Source organism: Streptosporangium sp. NPDC000095, assembly GCF_042899335.1.
Lineage (GTDB): Bacteria > Actinomycetota > Actinomycetes > Streptosporangiales > Streptosporangiaceae > Streptosporangium.
The window spans coordinates 249,118-265,931 of record NZ_JBIAZS010000009.1 but is presented as its reverse complement, the minus strand read 5'-3'; the positions used below and the strand labels follow the sequence as shown (position 1 = coordinate 265,931).

Genomic DNA, 16,814 nt, shown 5'->3' with positions numbered 1-16,814 from the left:
GCGCCCCCACATCCCTTCCCGCGAGGAGCGTCGATGAGAACGAAGAGGATCTTCCACGCGGTGGACTCCCACACCGAGGGCATGCCCACCCGAGTGATCACCGGGGGAGTGGGGGTCATCCCCGGCTCGACCATGGCCGAGCGGCGCGAGCACTTCCTCGCCGAGATGGACCACGTCCGCACCCTGCTCATGTACGAGCCGCGCGGTCACTCGGCGATGAGCGGGGCCATCCTGCAACCGCCCACCCGGCCGGACGCCGACTTCGGCGTGCTCTACATCGAGGTCTCCGGTTGCCTGCCCATGTGCGGGCACGGCACCATCGGCGTCGCCACCGTCCTGGTCGAGACCGGGATGGTCGAGGTCGCCGAGCCGGTCACCGTCATCCGGCTGGACACCCCGGCAGGGCTGGTCGTCGCCGAGGTCAGGGTCGAGGACGGCGCCGCCACGGAGGTGACCATCACCAACGTGCCCTCCTTCAGCGCCGGGCTGGACCGCGCGGTCAAGGTGCCCGGCCTCGGGGAGGTCGTCTACGACCTGGCCTACGGCGGCAACTACTACGCGATCCTGCCCATCGAGTCGGTGGGCCTGCCGTTCGACCGCGCACACAAGCAGCGGATCCTCGACGCGGGCCTGGCGATCATGGAGGCGATCAACGAGCGGGACGAGCCCGTCCATCCGCTGGACCCCGGCATCCGCGGCTGCCACCACGTGCAGTTCGTCGCGCCAGGTTCCGACGCCGGGCACTCGCGGCACGCGATGGCGATCCACCCCGGCTGGTTCGACCGTTCGCCGTGCGGCACCGGCACCAGCGCCCGGATGGCCCAGCTGCACGCCAGGGGCGAGCTGCCTCTGGAGACCGGCTTCGTGAACGAGTCGTTCATCGGCACCCGCTTCGTCGGGCGCCTCGTGGCCCGGACGGAGGTGGGGGGCCTGCCCGCGGTGGTTCCCACGATCACCGGGCGTGCGTGGGTCACCGGCACCGCCCAGTACTTCCTCGACCCCCGCGACCCGTTCCCCGGAGGTTTCCTCCTCTGACGACTCTGACGACTTCGACCCGGGCAGGGATCCGGTTCGCCGTCCGACGGTGGGAATGTCGGCGAACGCCTCCCGGGGGGATCCGGACCATCGCCTGACCGGCCGGGGTGGCTTCCGCCGGATCCGCCGATCCCGCCGGTCGGAGGCCACTCCGCGTGAGGAGCCCACGATCGGCGTCCCGAGAGCACCGGGTTTCAGCGAGAGGGGGCACCGGACCGATCCATGCCATCTGAACTGCGAATACGTCTCCGTTTCCGATGCTCCCCGCGCCGGGTCCCGCGTCGAGGGGAAACGGCGTCCCAACGTTAACGGTCTTGTTTCGGCCCTTGACGTGTCCTTGCATTACACGTGCAATATCACACATCACTAGATGTGAGGAGCCGCACATGCGTGCCACCCCCCTGAAGTGCTTCACGTCGCTGGCCGCCCTCGGTCTCCTGGTCACCGGATGCGGCCAGGGGCTGCTCGGTGACGGAGGCGCGGGCCAGGCGACCGCGGAGAAGGACGAGCCGATCGTCTTCGGCATGCTGATCCCGCAGTCGGGCAGCGAGGCCGCGATCGGCCCCTACATGAGCAACGCGGCGCAGCTCGCGATCGACGAGATCAACGCCAAGGGTGGTGTGCTCGGCCGACGGCTGGAGCTGAAGACCGCCGACGACGCCTGCGACGCCCAGTCCGCGGCGGCGGGCGCGAACAAGCTGGTCACCGAGGGGATCGACGTCTCGGTGGGCGGTTACTGCTCCGGTGCGACGCTCCCCACCCTGCCGATCTTCGGCAAGGCGGGGATCCCGATGATCATCCCGGCCGCCAACTCCCAGGAGCTGGTCGACCAGAAGCTCAAGCACGTCTTCCTGATCAACGGCACGGGCTCCCAGCAGGCCGCGGCCGCTGAGAAGTGGATCACCAAGCAGGGTTCCAAGAGCGTCGCGCTCATGCACGACAACACCAGTTACTCCAAGGACATCGCGCTGCGCACCCAGGCACTCCTGGAGGCTCCCGGCGGAGCCGAGGCCGTGATCACCGAGGCGGTCACCCCGAAGGAGAGCGACTACAGCGCCAACATCACCAACGTGCTGGCCAAGAAGCCCGACTTCGTCTACTGGACCGGCTACTTCCAGGAGGGCGGCCTGATCGCGCGTCAGCTCCGGCAGGCCGGATACAAGGACTCCATCATGGTGGGCGACGGCTCGGTCTCCCCCAAGCTGGTCGAGATCGCCGGAGACGAGGCCGCCGAGGGCCTGTACGCGACGATGACCCAGACGCCCGACACCCTCCAGGGCGCCGAGGGCTGGATCGAGGCGTACCAGAAGAAGTACTCCTCCGAGCCGGGCCCGTACTCCAACCAGGCCTACGACGCGGTGCGGCTCGCCGCCGAGGCGGTCACCAAGGCGGGCGCCACCGACGGCGACAAGGTCATCGCGGCGCTTGAGGCGATCGACGGCTTCTCGATGTTCTCCGGGCCGCTGAAGTTCACCCCCGAGCACACCCTGGCGAACGGCGGCTTCCAGATCCTCGTCGTCAAGGACGACAAGTTCGCCCTGCAGGACGCCCTTAAATGACGCAGCTCGTCTGGAACGGGCTGTTCGTCGGCTCGTTCTACGCCCTGGTCGCCCTGGGATACAGCATGGTCTACGGGATCATCAAGCTGCTCAACTTCGCCCACGGCGACCTGTACATGCTCGGCGCGTTCGCCGGTTTCGCCATCCTCGGCGCGGTCGGCGGCGTGTCCTCCTCGATGGCACTGCCGCTGCTGCTCGCGGTGCTCCTGGCGACCATGGTCGCCACCGGCCTGGCCGGGGTGGCCCTGGAGCGGATCGCCTACCGCCCGCTCCGCCGCGCCCCGAGGCTGTCCCTGTTGATCACCGCGGTCGGGGCCTCCTTCGCGCTGGAGTACGGGATGCGCGCGGTGGCCGGGGCCGACCCGCGGGTCTACCCGGTACGGCTGGGTGGCACCTCGCTGGAGATCCTCGGGGCCCGGCTCACCGTGCAGCAGATCGTCCTGATCGGCGTGGCGGTGCTCCTCATGGCCGGGCTCAACCTGCTGGTCACCCGCACCCGCGAGGGCAGGGCGATGCGGGCCATCGCGCTGGACCCGCGCACCAGCGCGCTGATGGGCATCGACGTCAACGCGGTGATCTCCCGCACCTTCTTCATCGGCTCGGCGCTCGCGGGGGCCGCGGGCGTGATGGCCGGTGCCTACTACGGCAAGATCGATTTCATGATGGGCTTCCTGATCGGGCTCAAGGCCTTCACGGCGGCCGTCATCGGGGGCATCGGCAACATCCCGGGCACGATGCTCGGCGGTCTGCTGCTCGGGCTGCTGGAGTCGTTCGGCACGTTCTGGCTGGGCGGTGAGTGGCGTGACGTGTTCGCCTTCGGGGTGCTGATCCTGTTCCTGACGGTGCGGCCAACCGGCCTGCTCGGCGAGCGCGTCACGGAGCGGGTATGACCGGGACCGCCGGACCCACCGGGCCTGCCGGGCCCGCGGGAGCCACGACGACCAAGGTCCGCCGCCTCGGCACCGACTCACCGCCCAGCAGGGCGTCGAAGCTGATGCAGAACCGGTGGGCCGGGCTCGCCGGGCTGCTGATCGCGCTGCTGGCGCCCTTCGTCAACGCCACGCCGTACGCGCTGTCGGTCATGACCAGCGCGGCCATCGCCGTGATGCTCGCCGCCGGGCTGAACATCGTGGTCGGCTACTGCGGCCTGCTCGACCTGGGGTACGTCGCCTTCTTCGCGGTCGGCGCCTACACCAGCGGCGTGCTGGCCACCCGCTTCGACCTGCCACTGCCGGCCACGATCCCCGCGGTGCTCGTGGCCACGGTCATCGCGGGGATCGTGATCGGCGCACCCACCCTGCGCCTGCGCAGCGACTATCTGGCCATCGTCACCCTCGGCTTCGGTGAGATCATCCGGATCACCGCCAACAACCTGGACGTCACCGGTGGCCCCTCGGGGATCTACGGCATCCCGCATCTGGTCGAGAGCCCGGTGCTCTTCTACTACCTCACCGTGGTCGTCGTCTCGCTCGCCGTCCTCGGCGCGGCGCGGCTGGGCCGCTCCCGCCTGGGCAGGGCCTGGCGTTTCGTCCGGGAGGACGAGGACGCCGCCGAGGCGATGGGCGTGCACACCTACCGGGTCAAGCTCGCCGCCTACATCGCGGGCGCGGTCTGGGGCGGCATGGCCGGGGTGCTGTTCGCCGCGCAGCTGTCGGCCATCTCACCGGGCAGCTTCACCTTCCTGTCGTCGGCGCTGGTGCTCATGGCCGTGGTCCTGGGAGGCATGGGATCGACGCCCGGCGTCGTCGTCGGGGCCGTGGTGATCAGCATCCTGCCGGAGATCCTGCGCGACCTCGCCGACTACCGGTTCTTCCTGTTCGGCGTACTGCTCATCGCCTTCATGATCCTGCGGCCGCAGGGGATCTGGCCGGCCCGTTCCAAGGAGGTCCCGTGAGCCTGCTGAGCGTGACCGACCTGCGCCTGACCTTCGGCGGGCTGGTGGCGATCGACGGCCTGTCGTTCTCGGTGCGCGAGGCGGAGATCGTCTCCGTGATCGGGCCCAACGGGGCGGGCAAGACGTCGGCGTTCAACTGCGTCACCGGCTTCTACCGGCCGACCTCGGGCCGGATCACCCTGCGCGGCAGGGACCTGCCGGGGCTGCGGCCCTCGGCGATCGCGGGTCTGGGCGTCGCGCGGACCTTCCAGAACCTGCGGCTGTTCGGCGAGCTGTCGGTCCTGGACAACGTACGCGCGGGATCGCACCTGTGGCTGCGCCAGAGCGTCCTGGACGCCCTGCTGCACACCCCGCGCTACCGGCGCTCCGAGCGCGAGTGCACCGAGCAGGCCCATCACTGGCTGGACTTCGTCGGCCTGCGCGGCGACAGGTACGGACAGGCGAGGAACCTTCCCTACGGGGAGCAGCGCCGCACCGAGATCGCTCGTGCCCTCGCCCGGCGCCCCGACCTGCTGCTGCTCGACGAGCCCGCGGCCGGGCTCAATCACGGCGAGAAGGCCGAGATGCTCGACCTGATCCGGCGCATCCAGGCGCTGGGGGTGGCGATCGTGCTCATCGAACACGACATGGGCCTGGTCATGGAGGTCTCGGAACGCGTGGTCGTGCTCAACTTCGGCAGGGAGATCGCCGACGGCCGCCCCGAGGACGTCCGGCGAGATCCGGCCGTCATCGAGGCATACCTCGGTGGCGACACCTCCGCGAACGACGGGACCGGCGAAGCCACGACCGCGGAGAAGGACGGCGCGGTCGAAGAGGGCACGGGCAAGGACAGCGCGAAGGACAACGCGACGGGTGACGCGGCCGGGGGAGACGCCGATGCTTGACATCGACGGGCTGGACGTTCACTACGGCGGCGTACACGCCCTGCGCGGACTGTCCCTCGGCGTCGCCGAAGGCGAGATCGTCGCGCTGCTGGGCAACAACGGCGCGGGCAAGACCACCACGCTCTGCGCGGTCTCGGGACTGCTGCGGCCCAGTGGCGGCAGGGTGCTCTTCGAAGGGAAGGAGATCACCGGGCGGAAACCGCACAGGATCACCGCGCGCGGCCTGGTGCACGTGCCGGAGGGCCGCAGGATCTTCAGCACGCTCAGCGTCCACGAGAACCTCCAGTTGGGCGGCTACCTGGTCCGCGACCAGGCGGAGATCCGCGCGCGGATCGACCGCGTCTACGAACTGCTGCCGCGCCTGGCCGAGCGGCGCGCACAGCAGGGCGGCACGCTGTCGGGCGGTGAGCAGCAGATGCTCGCGATCGGCAGGGCGCTCGTCACGGGCCCTCGGCTGCTGCTGCTCGACGAGCCCTCCATGGGGCTGGCGCCCCTGGTGGTCGCCTCGATCATGGAGCTCATCGCGGGCGTCAACGCCCAGGGCACCTCGGTGCTGCTCGTCGAGCAGAACGCCGTCGCCGCCCTCGGGATCGCCCACCGCGGCTACGTGATCGAGAGCGGGGAGTGCGTCCTGGAAGGGCCCGCCGCCGAGCTGCGCCGGGACCCCCGGGTGGTCGAGGCCTACCTCGGCGGAACCGGGGGGAGCGAACGCGGGTGACCGGCGGGTCCGCCGTCGGCGCCGTACCCCGCGGATCGGCCCCCGGGTGTTCGGAGGCAGGCGGATGGCCTGGGAGGATGGGAGGGTGGCGGGTTCCGCCGATCAGGCGTGGACGTGAGCGACGCGAGAGGCTCCGGTATGGCTCCTAGGGCGGACGGCCGGCTCGACCTGCCGCCCGTGAGCGAGCGGCAGAGCCTGCGGGAGCAGGTGGCCCACGCGCTCAGGGCGGCCCTGATCACCGGTGAGATGAGGCCGGGCATGGTCTACTCGGCCCCGGTGCTCGCCGCCCAGTTCGGCGTCTCGGCGACCCCGGTGCGCGAGGCCATGCTCGACCTGGCCAAGGAGGGCCTGGTCGAGGCGGTACGCAACAAGGGCTTCCGGGTCACGGAGCTGTCCGACAGGGATCTGGACGAGCTGACCGAGATCCGCAGGCTCATCGAGGTGCCCACGGTGGCCCAGCTGGCCGACGCCGGGCGCGCACCGAGCTTCGAGACACTGCGCCCGCTCGCCCAGGCGATCGTCGACGCCGCCGAGCGTGGCGACCTGCTCGCGTACGTCGACGCCGACATCCGCTTCCACCTGGACCTGCTCGCCCTGGCGGGCAACTCCCGCCTCGTGGAGGTGGTGCGCGACCTGCGCAACCGGGCCCGTCTGTACGGCCTGTCCTCCCTGCACCGGCAAGGCGTCCTCGCCGACTCCGCCCGAGAGCACCTCACGCTGCTCGCGCTGCTGTCGGAGGGGGACGCGAGCGGCGCCGAGCGGCTGATGCGCGACCACATCCGGCACGTCCGCGGCATCTGGGCGAGCCGGCCGGGGCAGCCCGAGGATTGACATCCTCCCCCTCGTGAACGTCGTGAACGCGGGGGATCCGCGGCCGCCCGTGAGGGTTCCCGCCTCAGTCCGGTGGCCCGCCCGAGAGGATTCTCGTCGAGGCATCGCACCGGCTCCACCGGCGTCTCACCTCTGCGCCGGGGCCATGTCCGGAGAAGCGTCGGGGCGGGTCGGAAGAGCCGTGGGTGGCGCCGTCACCGAATCGGTGGCGTGGGACCCGAGAGTTCAGCCGGTGCTGCGGGTGGCGCCGACGCTGGCGATGACCACGCAGCCGATGGCGGCCCACTCGCGCATCTGGAGCACCTCGCCCAGGATCAGCAGCCCGGCCAGCGCGGCCATCGCGGGCTCCATGCTCATCAGGATGCCGAAGACCCGTTTGGGCATCCTGCGCAGCGCCTCCAGCTCGATCGAGTAGGGGATGACCGACGACAGCAGTCCCACCCCGAGCCCGATCAGCAGCAGCTCGGGCTGGAGCAGGTCGGCGCCACCCGAGGCGATCCCGACGGGGGCGACCAGCAGGCAGGAGACGATCATCGCCAGGGCGAGGCCGCTCGTTCCGGGGAAGCGCCGGCCGACCGAGGCCGACAACAGGATGTAGCCGGCCCAGCAGACCGCCGCCACCAGGGCGAAGGCGATCCCGGCCCAGCTGATCCTGGAGGCGGTTCCGCCCCACGGGGCGAGCAGCACCACGCCCGACCCGGCGAGCACCACCCAGAACAGGTCGAGGCGGCGGCGCGAGGCCGCCACCGCGACGCCGAGCGGGCCGAGGAACTCGATCGCCACCGCGATGCCCATCGGCAGCCGGGCCAGCGCCTCGTAGAACGACAGGTTCATCACGCCCAGCGTCACGCCGAACGCCACCCCGGCGCCGATGTCCGCCCTGGACAGGCCGCGCAACCGGGGTCTGACGACCGCTCCCAGGATCAGGGCACCCGTCGCGATCCGCAGGAACACCACGGCGCTCGGCGGCAGCTGGGAGAACAGGTCCTTGGCCAGGCCCGCGCCCACCTGCACCGACATGATGGCCAGCAGCACCAGACCGGACGGCGGGATGGCGTCGGAGGCCGCTCTCAGCAGCGTTCCGGGCCTGGGCAGCCTCGGCTTGTACGGCTCGGCGGGCCCGTGCAGGGCATCGGCGGTCACGACTCTCCTTGGTCATGTGCAAAACAACATATGACACCTTACTTGTCGAGGTCGTCGTTTTCACGGCTGTCCGTGATGTGAGACGGCACCTGATCGGTGGCGGGCCGGGACGTGCGACGACCCCGTGGAGGGGCTTCCGACGGTTCGCCCTCCGCCGGAAGGACGCTCCCATGGTTCGTCAGGCGACGAGCCGGACCTCACCGGGAGGCGTTCACCTCCATCCTCACTGTCAGGGAAGGGGAGTCTCGCCGGTCGTGCGGCGTCCGGCGTCCGGCGCGCGGGTGTAGAGCGCGACGGTCATGCCGGGTACCCGACCCGTCCGCCAGGACCTGGCCCGGACGAATCCCTCCTTGACCAGGGTGATCACCCGGCCGACGCGCGAGGCCGCCTCCGACCCGCCCCGCCAGATCACCCAGACCCGTTCGCGCCCGGCCACGGCGGCGGCCACGTCGGAGCGCTCCGGGTAACCGAAGGAGTGGGACAGGGGCGCGGGCCCGGCGAGCAGCACGTCGTCGGGCAGCCCTTTACCGCCGTGCCGCGTCCGGTCGTAGTAGCGAAAGCCCTCGCGCAGGGAGGAACGTCCGTAGAGGAGGGCGTCCCCCGGCCGGCCCTCGCTCGCGAGGATCCGTACCGCCCGGGGGAAGTTCTCGTGGTGCCCGTCCTCCCCGCGCAGGTCCAGCTGGCCGGGGAGCCCGGCCGCCAGGACGCCCGCCAGCGCGATCCCGGTGACCAGGTGAGGCAGCGCGGCGAGGGTGAGCCCGGCGAGCAGCGCGTACGCGGGCACCGTCGCGAACAGGTAGCGGTCGACGTAGACCGGCGAGACCAGGTGGGACAGGGTGAACAGCAGCAGGGGCGGCAGAATCGCCCAGGAGCCGAGCAGGACGATCCAGAGCCGGTCGGCGCCGTTTCTCCGGCCCAGGAACGGAGCGGCGGCGGCGACGGCGAGCACCACGCACCCGGCCAGGGCGGTGCCCCCGGCCATCTTGGGCAGGGCGAGGAACACGTCGGGTCCCGGCAGGGTGATCCAGCTGATCGCGTGCCGCTCGGCGAAGCCGACCGCCGTCCAGACGGCCCCCGGGACGCAGCCAACGGCCATGCAGGCGAGCACCCTGGGCAGGACGCCCCGCCCGTACGTCCCGACCGCGAGCAGGTGGGCGGCGAGGACGAGCAGCGCGAACACCTGCGTGCAGCCCAGCAGCGCGACGGCGGCCGCGTATCTCCACCAGGCGCCGCGCCGCCCCGGCTCCTCGATCGCCCGGTACAGCGTCCAGGTGGCCAGGACCGCCGCGGCGGCGGCGAACGCGTAGGAGCGGATGTTCTGCCCGTGGTAGGAGACCGAGGGCAGGAAGACGTAGACGGCGGCGGCGGCCAGTCCGGCGGGCTGCGAGCTCAGCCGGCGGCCCAGGTCGGCGATGAGCGCGGTGGCCGCGCCGGTCGCGAGCGCCGAGGGCAGGCGCATCCACCACTCGGCCTGCCCGAACTCCAGCCACAGGTGCATGAAGGCGTAGTAGGGCAGGAAGTGCCCGTCGATGTGCTGGGCCAGCTCCCAGAGTCCCGCGGCGCCGCGGCGGGCCGCGCTGAGAGTGGCGAGTTCGTCCCCCGACTGGGAGACCGTGGACGAGCCCGCGACGGAGACAAGCGTGGCAACGATCCCCATGGCCAGAGTTGGCCAAATTCGCCCCGTATGTCGTGTCGCCGGACGGGATGAAGATCGCGTTCCGGTAATGATCACCTGGAGGATGGTAGATCTTGGCGATCATTCTGGTTGATCTTTTGCGGTGATAGGTGGAGAAATTCCCGATTTAGGCGATCCCTGGTAACCGGTTTCCGGGCGGGTCACTCCCAGCGGAACGTCCGGGAGGTGAGGAAGAGCGACACGGCCGCCCATGCCGCGAGGATCGCCACGGCGGCGAGCGGTGCTCCCGTGCCGTCGCTCAGGACCGCGCGGAGCCCTCCGGTCAGCGCCGAGATCGGCAGCAGCTCCAGCACCGGCCGCACCGCCTCGGGAAACCTCGCCAGCGGGAAGGCGACCCCGCCGCAGGCGAGCAGGAGCAGGTAGACGAGGTTCGCCGCGGCGAGCGTGGCCTCGGCGCGCAGCGTCCCCGCCATCAGCAGGCCGAGCCCGCTGAACGCGGCGGTGCCCAGCACGATGAGCGCCAGGACCGCGAGCGGCGAGCCCACCGGATGCCAGCCCAGGGCGAGTGCCACCGCGCAGATGACCGTCACCTGGACGACCTCCACCGCGATCACCGCGAGCGTCTTGGACAGCATCAGCCCGGTCCGCGACAGCGGGGTCGCGCCCAGCCGCTTCAGCACGCCGTAGCGGCGCTCGAAGCCCGTCGCGATGGCCTGCCCGGTGAAGGCGGTGGACATCACGGCGAGCGCGAGCACGCCGGGGGTCATGAAGCCGATCCGGGAACCGCCGCCCACGTCGATGATCGGGGCGGAGGAGAGGCCGACGAGCAGCAGCACCGGGATGATCATCGTGAGCAGCAGCTGCTCGCCGTTGCGGAGCATCGCCCGGATCTCCGCTCCCGCCTGGGCCGCCACCATCCGGCTCAGCGGCGCGGCTCCGGGGGCCGGCGTGAGGTCCAGGGTCGTCATCATTGGGCTCTCCTGCGGTCTGGGTTTCGAGGGCGTCACCGGAGCTCACGCCCGGTCAGCTCCAGGAAGACGTCCTCCAGGGTGCGCCGCTCGATGCTGAGGTCGTCGGCGGTCACGCCCTCGGCGGCGCACCAGGTCGTCACCGTGGCCAGGAGGCCGGGTACGACCTGCCCCTCGATGATGTAGTGCCCGGCCGGCGACTCCTTGGCCGTGCTGCCGGCGGGCAGGGCGGCGAGCAACTCGTCCAGGCAGAGGCCGGGGCGGGCGCGGAAGCGCAGCTGCCGCTCGGCGCCGGTGAGGGAGGAGGGCGTGCCCTCGGCGACGACCCTGCCGCGGTCGATGATCACGATCTGGTCGGAGAGTCTCTCCGCCTCGTCCATGTGGTGGGTGGTGAGCACCACCGAGACCCCGCTGGAACGCAGGTCCTTCACCAGCTCCCAGCAGGCGTGCCTGGCCTGCGGGTCCAGGCCCGCGGTCGGCTCGTCGAGGAAGACCAGCTCCGGGCGGCCGATGACCGCTCCGGCCAGTGACAGGCGCTGCTGCTGGCCGCCGGAGAGCCTGCGGTACGGGGTGCGGGCGTGTTCGCTCAGCCCCAGCCGTTCCAGCAGCGCCGCGGGGTCGAGCGGGTGGGCGTGGAAGCGGGCCATCAGCCGCAGCCACTGCCCGCAGCGGGACGCGGGGGGAACGCCGCCCGCCTGGAGCATCACCCCGACCCTGGCCCGCAGTTCCGGCCTCGACGGGTCGAGCCCGAGCACCCGCACGGTGCCGCCGTCGGCCCGGCGGAACCCCTCGCAGATCTCCAGGGTGGAGGTCTTGCCGGCCCCGTTGGGGCCCAGCACCGCGGTGACCGCGCCGCGGGCGGCGTTGAAGGTCAGGCCGTCGATCGCGGTCGTCCCGCCGTATCTTTTGACCAGGTCGACGATCTCGACGGCTGGGGAGTCCATGGCCACGAGTTTAGGGACCGCGCCCGCCGGTCACGCTCCCGGACCACGCGTCCGCGGCCGCCGGGAACCCGTTTCCCGCGCGGCGCCCGGCCGCCCTCCGTTCACACCTAAAGGTTTTTTCGAGGAAATTTCCGAAAAGCAGGAATTCGGGTGACCGGTTGTTGGTTGGGACGCTTCGGCCCCTGTGGGCCGTCATCGCCCGTCAGTGGGGGCGTAGCCTGCGAAAAAGGGGATACGGGTATGACCGCGGCCGCCGTCGAGCCGGAGGTGGCGCCGATCGTACGGCGCAGGGGACTGTTGCTCGCCATCCTGGGAGCGCTGTCGGCGGTCGGCCCTCTCGCGATCGACATGTATCTTCCCGCCTTCCCCTCCATCGCCGCCGACCTGGGCAGCGGGCAGGCACAGGTGCAGCTCACCCTCACCGCCTGCCTCATCGGATTCTCGGTCGGGCAGGTCATCGCGGGCCCGATCAGCGACACGCGCGGACGCCGGGGCCCGCTCCTGATCGGCATCGCCGCCTACGCCGCGGCCTCCCTGCTGTGCGCCTTCTCGCCCTCGGTGTACGGGCTGGTCGGCTTCCGCCTGCTCCAGGGCATCGCGGGCGGCGCCGCGCTGGTGATCGTCCGCGCGATCGTCCGCGACCTGTACGAGGGGGCGGCCATCGCCCGCATCTTCGCCACCCTCATGCTCGTGACCGGCCTCGCCCCGATCCTCGCCCCGATCGCGGGCGCGCAACTGCTCGCCCACACCTCCTGGCGGGGCGTGTTCGTCGCGTTGAGCGTCGCGGGCCTGCTGCTGCTGGTCTTCGCGCTGTCCGGGGTACGCGAGACGCTTCCCGCCGAGCGGCGTGAGAGGGGCGGGCTCAGGCACACCCTCACCACCTTCTGGCACCTGCTCCGCGACCGCCCCTTCATGGCCGCGACCCTCGCCGGAGGGCTGAACTTCGCGGCCATGTTCGCCTACATCTCCGGGTCGCCCTTCGTGCTCCAGGACGTCTACGGCACCTCGGCGCAGACCTTCTCGCTGGTGTTCGGGCTGAACGCGCTGGGCCTGACCATCGCCGCCCAGGTCGGCGGGCGCCTCGCCGGGCGCCTGGACCCGGCCCGGCTCATTCTCGCCGGGCTGTTCCTGGGCGTGGCCGGAGCCGCCGGGGTGCTCGCCGCGGCCCTGTTCCACCTGCCGCTGCCAGTGCTGGTCACCGCGCTGTTCACGATGATGTGCGGGGCGGGCCTCGTCCTGCCGGGCAGCAGCGCGCTCGCCCTGGCCGGTCAGCCCGCGCGGATCGCCGGTAGCGCGGCCGCGCTGACGGGCGTGCTGCAGTTCGCGCTCGGCGCCGTCGCCGCACCGCTGGTGGGGCTGGGCGGGGAGGGATCCGCACTGCCGATGGCCGTCGTGCTGGCCGGTTTCACCCTCGCCGCGCTCGCCGCCTTCGCCGGGCTGCGTGGGACCGCGCGGAGCGTTTCCCCAGCTTAGGTAAGCCTTACCTGCGTGATGAACCACATTCCGGACGACCGTACATCGGGTTTGTAACTCGGGAAGCAATTACGGCACACTGATGTTGTGAAATACGTGACCGGGATGCAGGACACCGAGGGAGCCGCCATCGCGCGGCCCTCCGGCGTGTCCGCCGAGCGCAGCACGCGAGCGCGTGTCGCCCGGCTCATCCTGGAACACGGGCCCATCACCGCCGCCGCCCTCGGCGAGCGGCTCGGCCTCACCCCCGCCGCCGTCCGCAGGCATCTCGACGCCCTGCTGGCCGAGGGGATGGCCGAGGCCCGCACCGCGAGGCCGCGAGGCCAGCGCGGGCGCGGGCGACCGGCGAAGCTGTTCGCGATAACCGACGCCGGCCGCAGCGCCTTCGAGCACGCCTACGACGGCCTCGCCGGGAGCGCGCTGCGCTTCCTGGCCGAGCGCGTGGGGCCCGAGGCCGTGGCCGAGTTCGCCCACTCCCAGGTGGCCGGCCTGGTCGACCGCCTGAGACCGAGGATGAGCGAGGTCCCCGCCGACCAGCGGGTCCGTGTCCTCGCCGAGGCGCTGTCGGCCGACGGCTACGCCGCCTCGGCGAGCAAGGCGAGCCTCGGCGGCGAGCAGCTGTGCCAGCACCACTGCCCGGTCGCGCACGTGGCCGCGGAGTTCCCGCAGCTGTGCGAGGCCGAGACGGAGGCGTTCGCGCGCATCCTCGGCACCCCCGTGCAGCGGCTCGCGACCATCGCCCACGGCGACGGCGTGTGCACCACGCACGTCAGCCCTCACAGAGCACCGGGGCCGGGCGCAGGAGACTCCCCGGCACCCGATCCGGCGCGATCGCCGGCAATCCACGAAACGATCGACACATCGAGCAAGGAGACCGGAAGGTGACTGTCACCGACCGCCCGGAGCTGGAAGGCCTCGGGAATTACAAGTTCGGCTGGGCCGACTCGGACGCCGCGGGAGCGACGGCCCGGCGTGGCCTGTCCGAAGAGGTCGTCCGCAACATCTCCGCGCTGAAGAGCGAGCCGGAGTGGATGCTGGACCTTCGTCTGAAGGGGCTGCGCCTTTTCGGCAAGAAGCCCATGCCCAACTGGGGTTCCGACCTCAGCGGCATCGACTTCGACAACATCAAGTACTTCGTGCGCTCGACGGAGAAGCAGGCCGCCTCCTGGGAGGACCTGCCGGAAGACATCAAGAGCACCTACGACAAGCTCGGCATCCCCGAGGCGGAGAAGCAGCGCCTGGTCGCCGGCGTCGCCGCCCAGTACGAGTCCGAGGTGGTCTACCACAAGATCCGTGAGGACCTTGAGGAGAAGGGTGTCATCTTCGTCGACACCGACACCGCCCTCAAGGAGCACGAGGAGATCTTCAAGGAGTACTTCGGGACCGTGATCCCCGTCGGCGACAACAAGTTCGCCGCGCTGAACACGGCCACCTGGAGCGGCGGCAGCTTCATCTACGTGCCGCCGAACGTCAACGTGGAGATCCCGCTCCAGGCCTACTTCCGGATCAACACCGAGAACATGGGCCAGTTCGAGCGGACCCTGATCATCGTGGACGAGAACTCCTACGTCCACTACGTCGAGGGCTGCACCGCGCCGATCTACTCCTCCGACTCGCTCCACAGCGCCGTCGTGGAGATCATCGTGAAGAAGGGTGCGCGCTGCCGTTACACGACCATCCAGAACTGGTCGAACAACGTCTACAACCTCGTCACCAAGCGCGCCGTGGCGTACGAGGGCGCGACCATGGAGTGGGTCGACGGCAACATCGGCTCCAAGGTCACCATGAAGTACCCGGCCGTCTACCTCATGGGTGAGCACGCCAAGGGCGAGACCCTCAGCGTCGCCTTCGCCGGTGAGGGCCAGCACCAGGACGCCGGGGCCAAGATGGTGCACCTCGCGCCGAACACCAGCTCCTCGGTGATCTCCAAGTCCGTCGCCCGCGGCGGCGGCCGCACCTCCTACCGCGGCCTGGTCCAGATCGAGGAGGGCGCTCACGGCAGCGCCAGCACCGTCAAGTGCGACGCGCTCCTCGTCGACCAGATCAGCCGCTCCGACACCTACCCCTACGTGGATGTGCGCGAGGACGACGTCTCCATGGGGCACGAGGCCACCGTCTCCAAGGTCTCCGACGACCAGCTCTTCTACCTGATGAGCCGCGGTCTGGGTGAGGACGAGGCGATGGCGATGATCGTCCGGGGCTTCGTGGAGCCGATCGCCCGCGAGCTCCCGATGGAGTACGCCCTGGAGCTGAACCGCCTGATCGAGCTGCAGATGGAAGGGGCCGTCGGCTGATGGGTCTCGACACAGGAAAGCCCCTGTCGACCCTCCACGAGAAGGCCTCGTACGACGTGGCCGACTTCGAGGTACCGACCGGCAGGGAGGAGGAGTGGCGCTTCACCCCGCTCTCCCGGCTCAAGGGTCTGCACGAGGGCGCCGCGGCCTCGGCGAACGTGGTCGTGCACGTCGACGCCGCCCCCGAGGTCACCGTGGAGACCGTCGGCCGCGACGACGAGCGGGTCGGTAAGGCCTACGTGCCCGCCGACCGGGTGAGCGCCCAGGCCTACTCCTCCTTCGAGAAGGCCACCGTGCTCACGGTCTCGCGCGAGGCGGTCGCCTCCAAGCCGACCGTGATCACCTTCCTCGGCTCCGGCGAGGGCACCGCGTACGGCCACACGGTCGTGCGGCTGGAGCCGATGGCCGAGGCCGTGGTCGTGCTCGACCACCAGGGCAGTGCCGTCTACGCCGACAACGTCGAGTTCGTCGTGGGCGAGGGCGCCACGCTCAAGGTCGTCAGCCTGCAGGACTGGGCCGACGACGCCGTGCACGTCTCCCACCACCACGCCCTGCTGGCCAAGGACGCGACCTTCCGCGGCTTCGTGGTCACCCTCGGCGGCGACCTGGTCAGACTGTCACCGTCGGTCGCCTACTCCGGCCCCGGCGGCGACGCCGAGCTGAACGGCCTCTACTTCGTCGACGCCGGCCAGCACCTGGAGCACCGCCTGCTCGTCGACCACTCCAAGCCCGGCTGCCGCAGCAACGTCGACTACCGCGGCGCGCTGCAGGGCACCGACGCCCACGCGGTCTGGATCGGCGACGTCATCATCCGGGTCGAGGCCGAGGGCACCGACACCTACGAGCTCAACCGCAACCTGCTGCTCACCGACGGCGCCCGCGCCGACTCGGTGCCCAACCTGGAGATCCTCACCGGCGAGGTCGCCGGGGCCGGCCACGCCAGCGCCTCGGGCCGCCTCGACGACGAGCACATCTTCTACCTCCAGGCCCGCGGCATCCCCTTCGAGGACGCGCGCCGACTCGTCATCAGGGGCTTCTTCGCGCAGCTGCTGGAGAAGATCGAGGTTCCCGAGCTTCGCGAGCGGGTGCTCGCCCGGGTCGAGGCGGAGCTTGAGAAGTGACGTTCGAGAAGGTCTGCAAGCTCGCGGACATCCCCGACGAGGGAGTCATCGGCCTTGAGGTCGACGGCACCCCCGTCGCCCTGGTCCGCCAGGGCGAGGAGGTCCACGCGCTGCACGACGTGTGCTCCCACGCCGAGGTGAAACTCAGCGAGGGGGAGGTCTACGACGGCACCCTGGAGTGCTGGCTGCACGGCTCGTGCTTCGACCTGCGCTCGGGCAAGCCCACCGGCCCGCCCGCCAACAAGCCCGTTCCCGTATACCGAGTGAAGATCGACGGCGATGACGTCCTCGTCTCGCTCTCGAAGGAGTCATAA

General features: G+C 70.8%; 16 protein-coding genes. 12 read left to right on the top strand and 4 right to left on the bottom strand.

From position 1 onward, the window contains the following. The first annotated feature begins 33 nt into the window (after positions 1 to 33). From ACFY3V_RS21690 to ACFY3V_RS21660, 7 genes are all read left to right on the top strand, one after another. Complete coding sequence (locus ACFY3V_RS21690; RefSeq protein WP_362897327.1) at positions 34 to 1,035, top strand: proline racemase family protein; 1,002 nt, start codon at positions 34 to 36, stop codon at positions 1,033 to 1,035. Positions 1,036 to 1,421: 386 nt separating this feature from the next. Then, positions 1,422 to 2,594: a branched-chain amino acid ABC transporter substrate-binding protein gene (locus tag ACFY3V_RS21685; protein ID WP_389775643.1), complete on the top strand. Its 1,173-nt coding sequence runs from the start codon at positions 1,422 to 1,424 to the stop codon at positions 2,592 to 2,594. Further along, positions 2,591 to 3,484 carry a branched-chain amino acid ABC transporter permease gene (locus ACFY3V_RS21680; protein ID WP_350947752.1) on the top strand — a complete coding sequence of 298 codons (894 nt, stop codon included), beginning with the start codon at positions 2,591 to 2,593 and terminating at the stop codon, positions 3,482 to 3,484. Before ACFY3V_RS21685 ends, ACFY3V_RS21680 begins: the two co-directional genes overlap by 4 nt. Next, positions 3,481 to 4,488, top strand: a complete 1,008-nt coding sequence (locus ACFY3V_RS21675; RefSeq protein ID WP_389775640.1) for a branched-chain amino acid ABC transporter permease — start codon at positions 3,481 to 3,483, stop codon at positions 4,486 to 4,488. Before ACFY3V_RS21680 ends, ACFY3V_RS21675 begins: the two co-directional genes overlap by 4 nt. Further along, a complete protein-coding gene (locus tag ACFY3V_RS21670; RefSeq protein ID WP_389775637.1) occupies positions 4,485 to 5,372 on the top strand; it encodes an ABC transporter ATP-binding protein in 888 nt (295 codons plus the stop codon). Before ACFY3V_RS21675 ends, ACFY3V_RS21670 begins: the two co-directional genes overlap by 4 nt. After that, the gene (locus tag ACFY3V_RS21665) at positions 5,365 to 6,090 is read left to right on the top strand and encodes an ABC transporter ATP-binding protein (RefSeq protein WP_362897323.1); all 726 of its coding nucleotides are present in this window, start codon (positions 5,365 to 5,367) and stop codon (positions 6,088 to 6,090) included. The genes ACFY3V_RS21670 and ACFY3V_RS21665 overlap by 8 nt, the downstream gene beginning before the upstream one ends. 138 nt (positions 6,091 to 6,228) lie before the next feature. Beyond that, a complete protein-coding gene (locus ACFY3V_RS21660) occupies positions 6,229 to 6,921 on the top strand; it encodes a GntR family transcriptional regulator (protein ID WP_362897322.1) in 693 nt (230 codons plus the stop codon). A 225-nt stretch (positions 6,922 to 7,146) separates the two neighbouring features. Here ACFY3V_RS21660 and ACFY3V_RS21655 read toward each other — a convergent pair whose 3' ends face one another. The 4 genes from ACFY3V_RS21655 to ACFY3V_RS21640 form a co-directional block, all read right to left on the bottom strand. Further along, positions 7,147 to 8,064, bottom strand: coding sequence for a DMT family transporter (locus tag ACFY3V_RS21655; RefSeq protein ID WP_389775632.1), 918 nt, complete (start codon positions 8,062 to 8,064; stop codon positions 7,147 to 7,149). Between the two features lie 229 nt (positions 8,065 to 8,293). Then, a complete protein-coding gene (locus tag ACFY3V_RS21650) occupies positions 8,294 to 9,721 on the bottom strand; it encodes a glycosyltransferase family 39 protein (RefSeq protein WP_389775628.1) in 1,428 nt (475 codons plus the stop codon). Positions 9,722 to 9,900: 179 nt separating this feature from the next. Continuing rightward, positions 9,901 to 10,668: an ABC transporter permease gene (locus ACFY3V_RS21645; protein ID WP_389775748.1), complete on the bottom strand. Its 768-nt coding sequence runs from the start codon at positions 10,666 to 10,668 to the stop codon at positions 9,901 to 9,903. Between the two features lie 35 nt (positions 10,669 to 10,703). Continuing rightward, positions 10,704 to 11,612 (bottom strand): ABC transporter ATP-binding protein, encoded by a 909-nt coding sequence (locus ACFY3V_RS21640; RefSeq protein WP_350947745.1) that lies wholly within the window; start codon positions 11,610 to 11,612, stop codon positions 10,704 to 10,706. Between the two features lie 240 nt (positions 11,613 to 11,852). Between ACFY3V_RS21640 and ACFY3V_RS21635 the strand changes: the two genes are divergently transcribed. The 5 genes from ACFY3V_RS21635 to ACFY3V_RS21615 all read left to right on the top strand — a co-directional run bounded on the left by ACFY3V_RS21635 (position 11,853) and on the right by ACFY3V_RS21615 (position 16,814). Then, positions 11,853 to 13,085 (top strand): multidrug effflux MFS transporter, encoded by a 1,233-nt coding sequence (locus ACFY3V_RS21635; protein WP_389775624.1) that lies wholly within the window; start codon positions 11,853 to 11,855, stop codon positions 13,083 to 13,085. Between the two features lie 105 nt (positions 13,086 to 13,190). Further along, positions 13,191 to 13,970: a metalloregulator ArsR/SmtB family transcription factor gene (locus ACFY3V_RS21630; protein WP_362897395.1), complete on the top strand. Its 780-nt coding sequence runs from the start codon at positions 13,191 to 13,193 to the stop codon at positions 13,968 to 13,970. Next, positions 13,967 to 15,379 (top strand): Fe-S cluster assembly protein SufB, encoded by a 1,413-nt coding sequence (gene sufB, locus ACFY3V_RS21625; RefSeq protein WP_344920891.1) that lies wholly within the window; start codon positions 13,967 to 13,969, stop codon positions 15,377 to 15,379. Before ACFY3V_RS21630 ends, sufB begins: the two co-directional genes overlap by 4 nt. Further along, positions 15,379 to 16,500 (top strand): Fe-S cluster assembly protein SufD, encoded by a 1,122-nt coding sequence (gene sufD, locus ACFY3V_RS21620; protein ID WP_362897318.1) that lies wholly within the window; start codon positions 15,379 to 15,381, stop codon positions 16,498 to 16,500. The genes sufB and sufD overlap by 1 nt, the downstream gene beginning before the upstream one ends. Then, positions 16,497 to 16,814 carry a non-heme iron oxygenase ferredoxin subunit gene (locus ACFY3V_RS21615; RefSeq protein ID WP_350947742.1) on the top strand — a complete coding sequence of 106 codons (318 nt, stop codon included), beginning with the start codon at positions 16,497 to 16,499 and terminating at the stop codon, positions 16,812 to 16,814. Before sufD ends, ACFY3V_RS21615 begins: the two co-directional genes overlap by 4 nt.

What these genes read in the sequence shown, in the direction of transcription:
- ACFY3V_RS21690 (WP_362897327.1), top strand. Translation starts at nt 34, where the DNA reads ATGAGAACGAAGAGGATCTTCCACGCGGTGGACTCCCACACCGAGGGC.
- ACFY3V_RS21685 (WP_389775643.1), top strand. Translation starts at nt 1,422, where the DNA reads ATGCGTGCCACCCCCCTGAAGTGCTTCACGTCGCTGGCCGCCCTCGGT.
- ACFY3V_RS21680 (WP_350947752.1), top strand. Translation starts at nt 2,591, where the DNA reads ATGACGCAGCTCGTCTGGAACGGGCTGTTCGTCGGCTCGTTCTACGCC.
- ACFY3V_RS21675 (WP_389775640.1), top strand. Translation starts at nt 3,481, where the DNA reads ATGACCGGGACCGCCGGACCCACCGGGCCTGCCGGGCCCGCGGGAGCC.
- ACFY3V_RS21665 (WP_362897323.1), top strand. Translation starts at nt 5,365, where the DNA reads ATGCTTGACATCGACGGGCTGGACGTTCACTACGGCGGCGTACACGCC.
- ACFY3V_RS21660 (WP_362897322.1), top strand. Translation starts at nt 6,229, where the DNA reads ATGGCTCCTAGGGCGGACGGCCGGCTCGACCTGCCGCCCGTGAGCGAG.
- ACFY3V_RS21650 (WP_389775628.1), bottom strand. Translation starts at nt 9,721, where the DNA reads ATGGGGATCGTTGCCACGCTTGTCTCCGTCGCGGGCTCGTCCACGGTC.
- ACFY3V_RS21645 (WP_389775748.1), bottom strand. Translation starts at nt 10,668, where the DNA reads ATGACGACCCTGGACCTCACGCCGGCCCCCGGAGCCGCGCCGCTGAGC.
- ACFY3V_RS21640 (WP_350947745.1), bottom strand. Translation starts at nt 11,612, where the DNA reads ATGGACTCCCCAGCCGTCGAGATCGTCGACCTGGTCAAAAGATACGGC.
- ACFY3V_RS21635 (WP_389775624.1), top strand. Translation starts at nt 11,853, where the DNA reads ATGACCGCGGCCGCCGTCGAGCCGGAGGTGGCGCCGATCGTACGGCGC.
- ACFY3V_RS21630 (WP_362897395.1), top strand. Translation starts at nt 13,191, where the DNA reads ATGCAGGACACCGAGGGAGCCGCCATCGCGCGGCCCTCCGGCGTGTCC.
- sufD (WP_362897318.1), top strand. Translation starts at nt 15,379, where the DNA reads ATGGGTCTCGACACAGGAAAGCCCCTGTCGACCCTCCACGAGAAGGCC.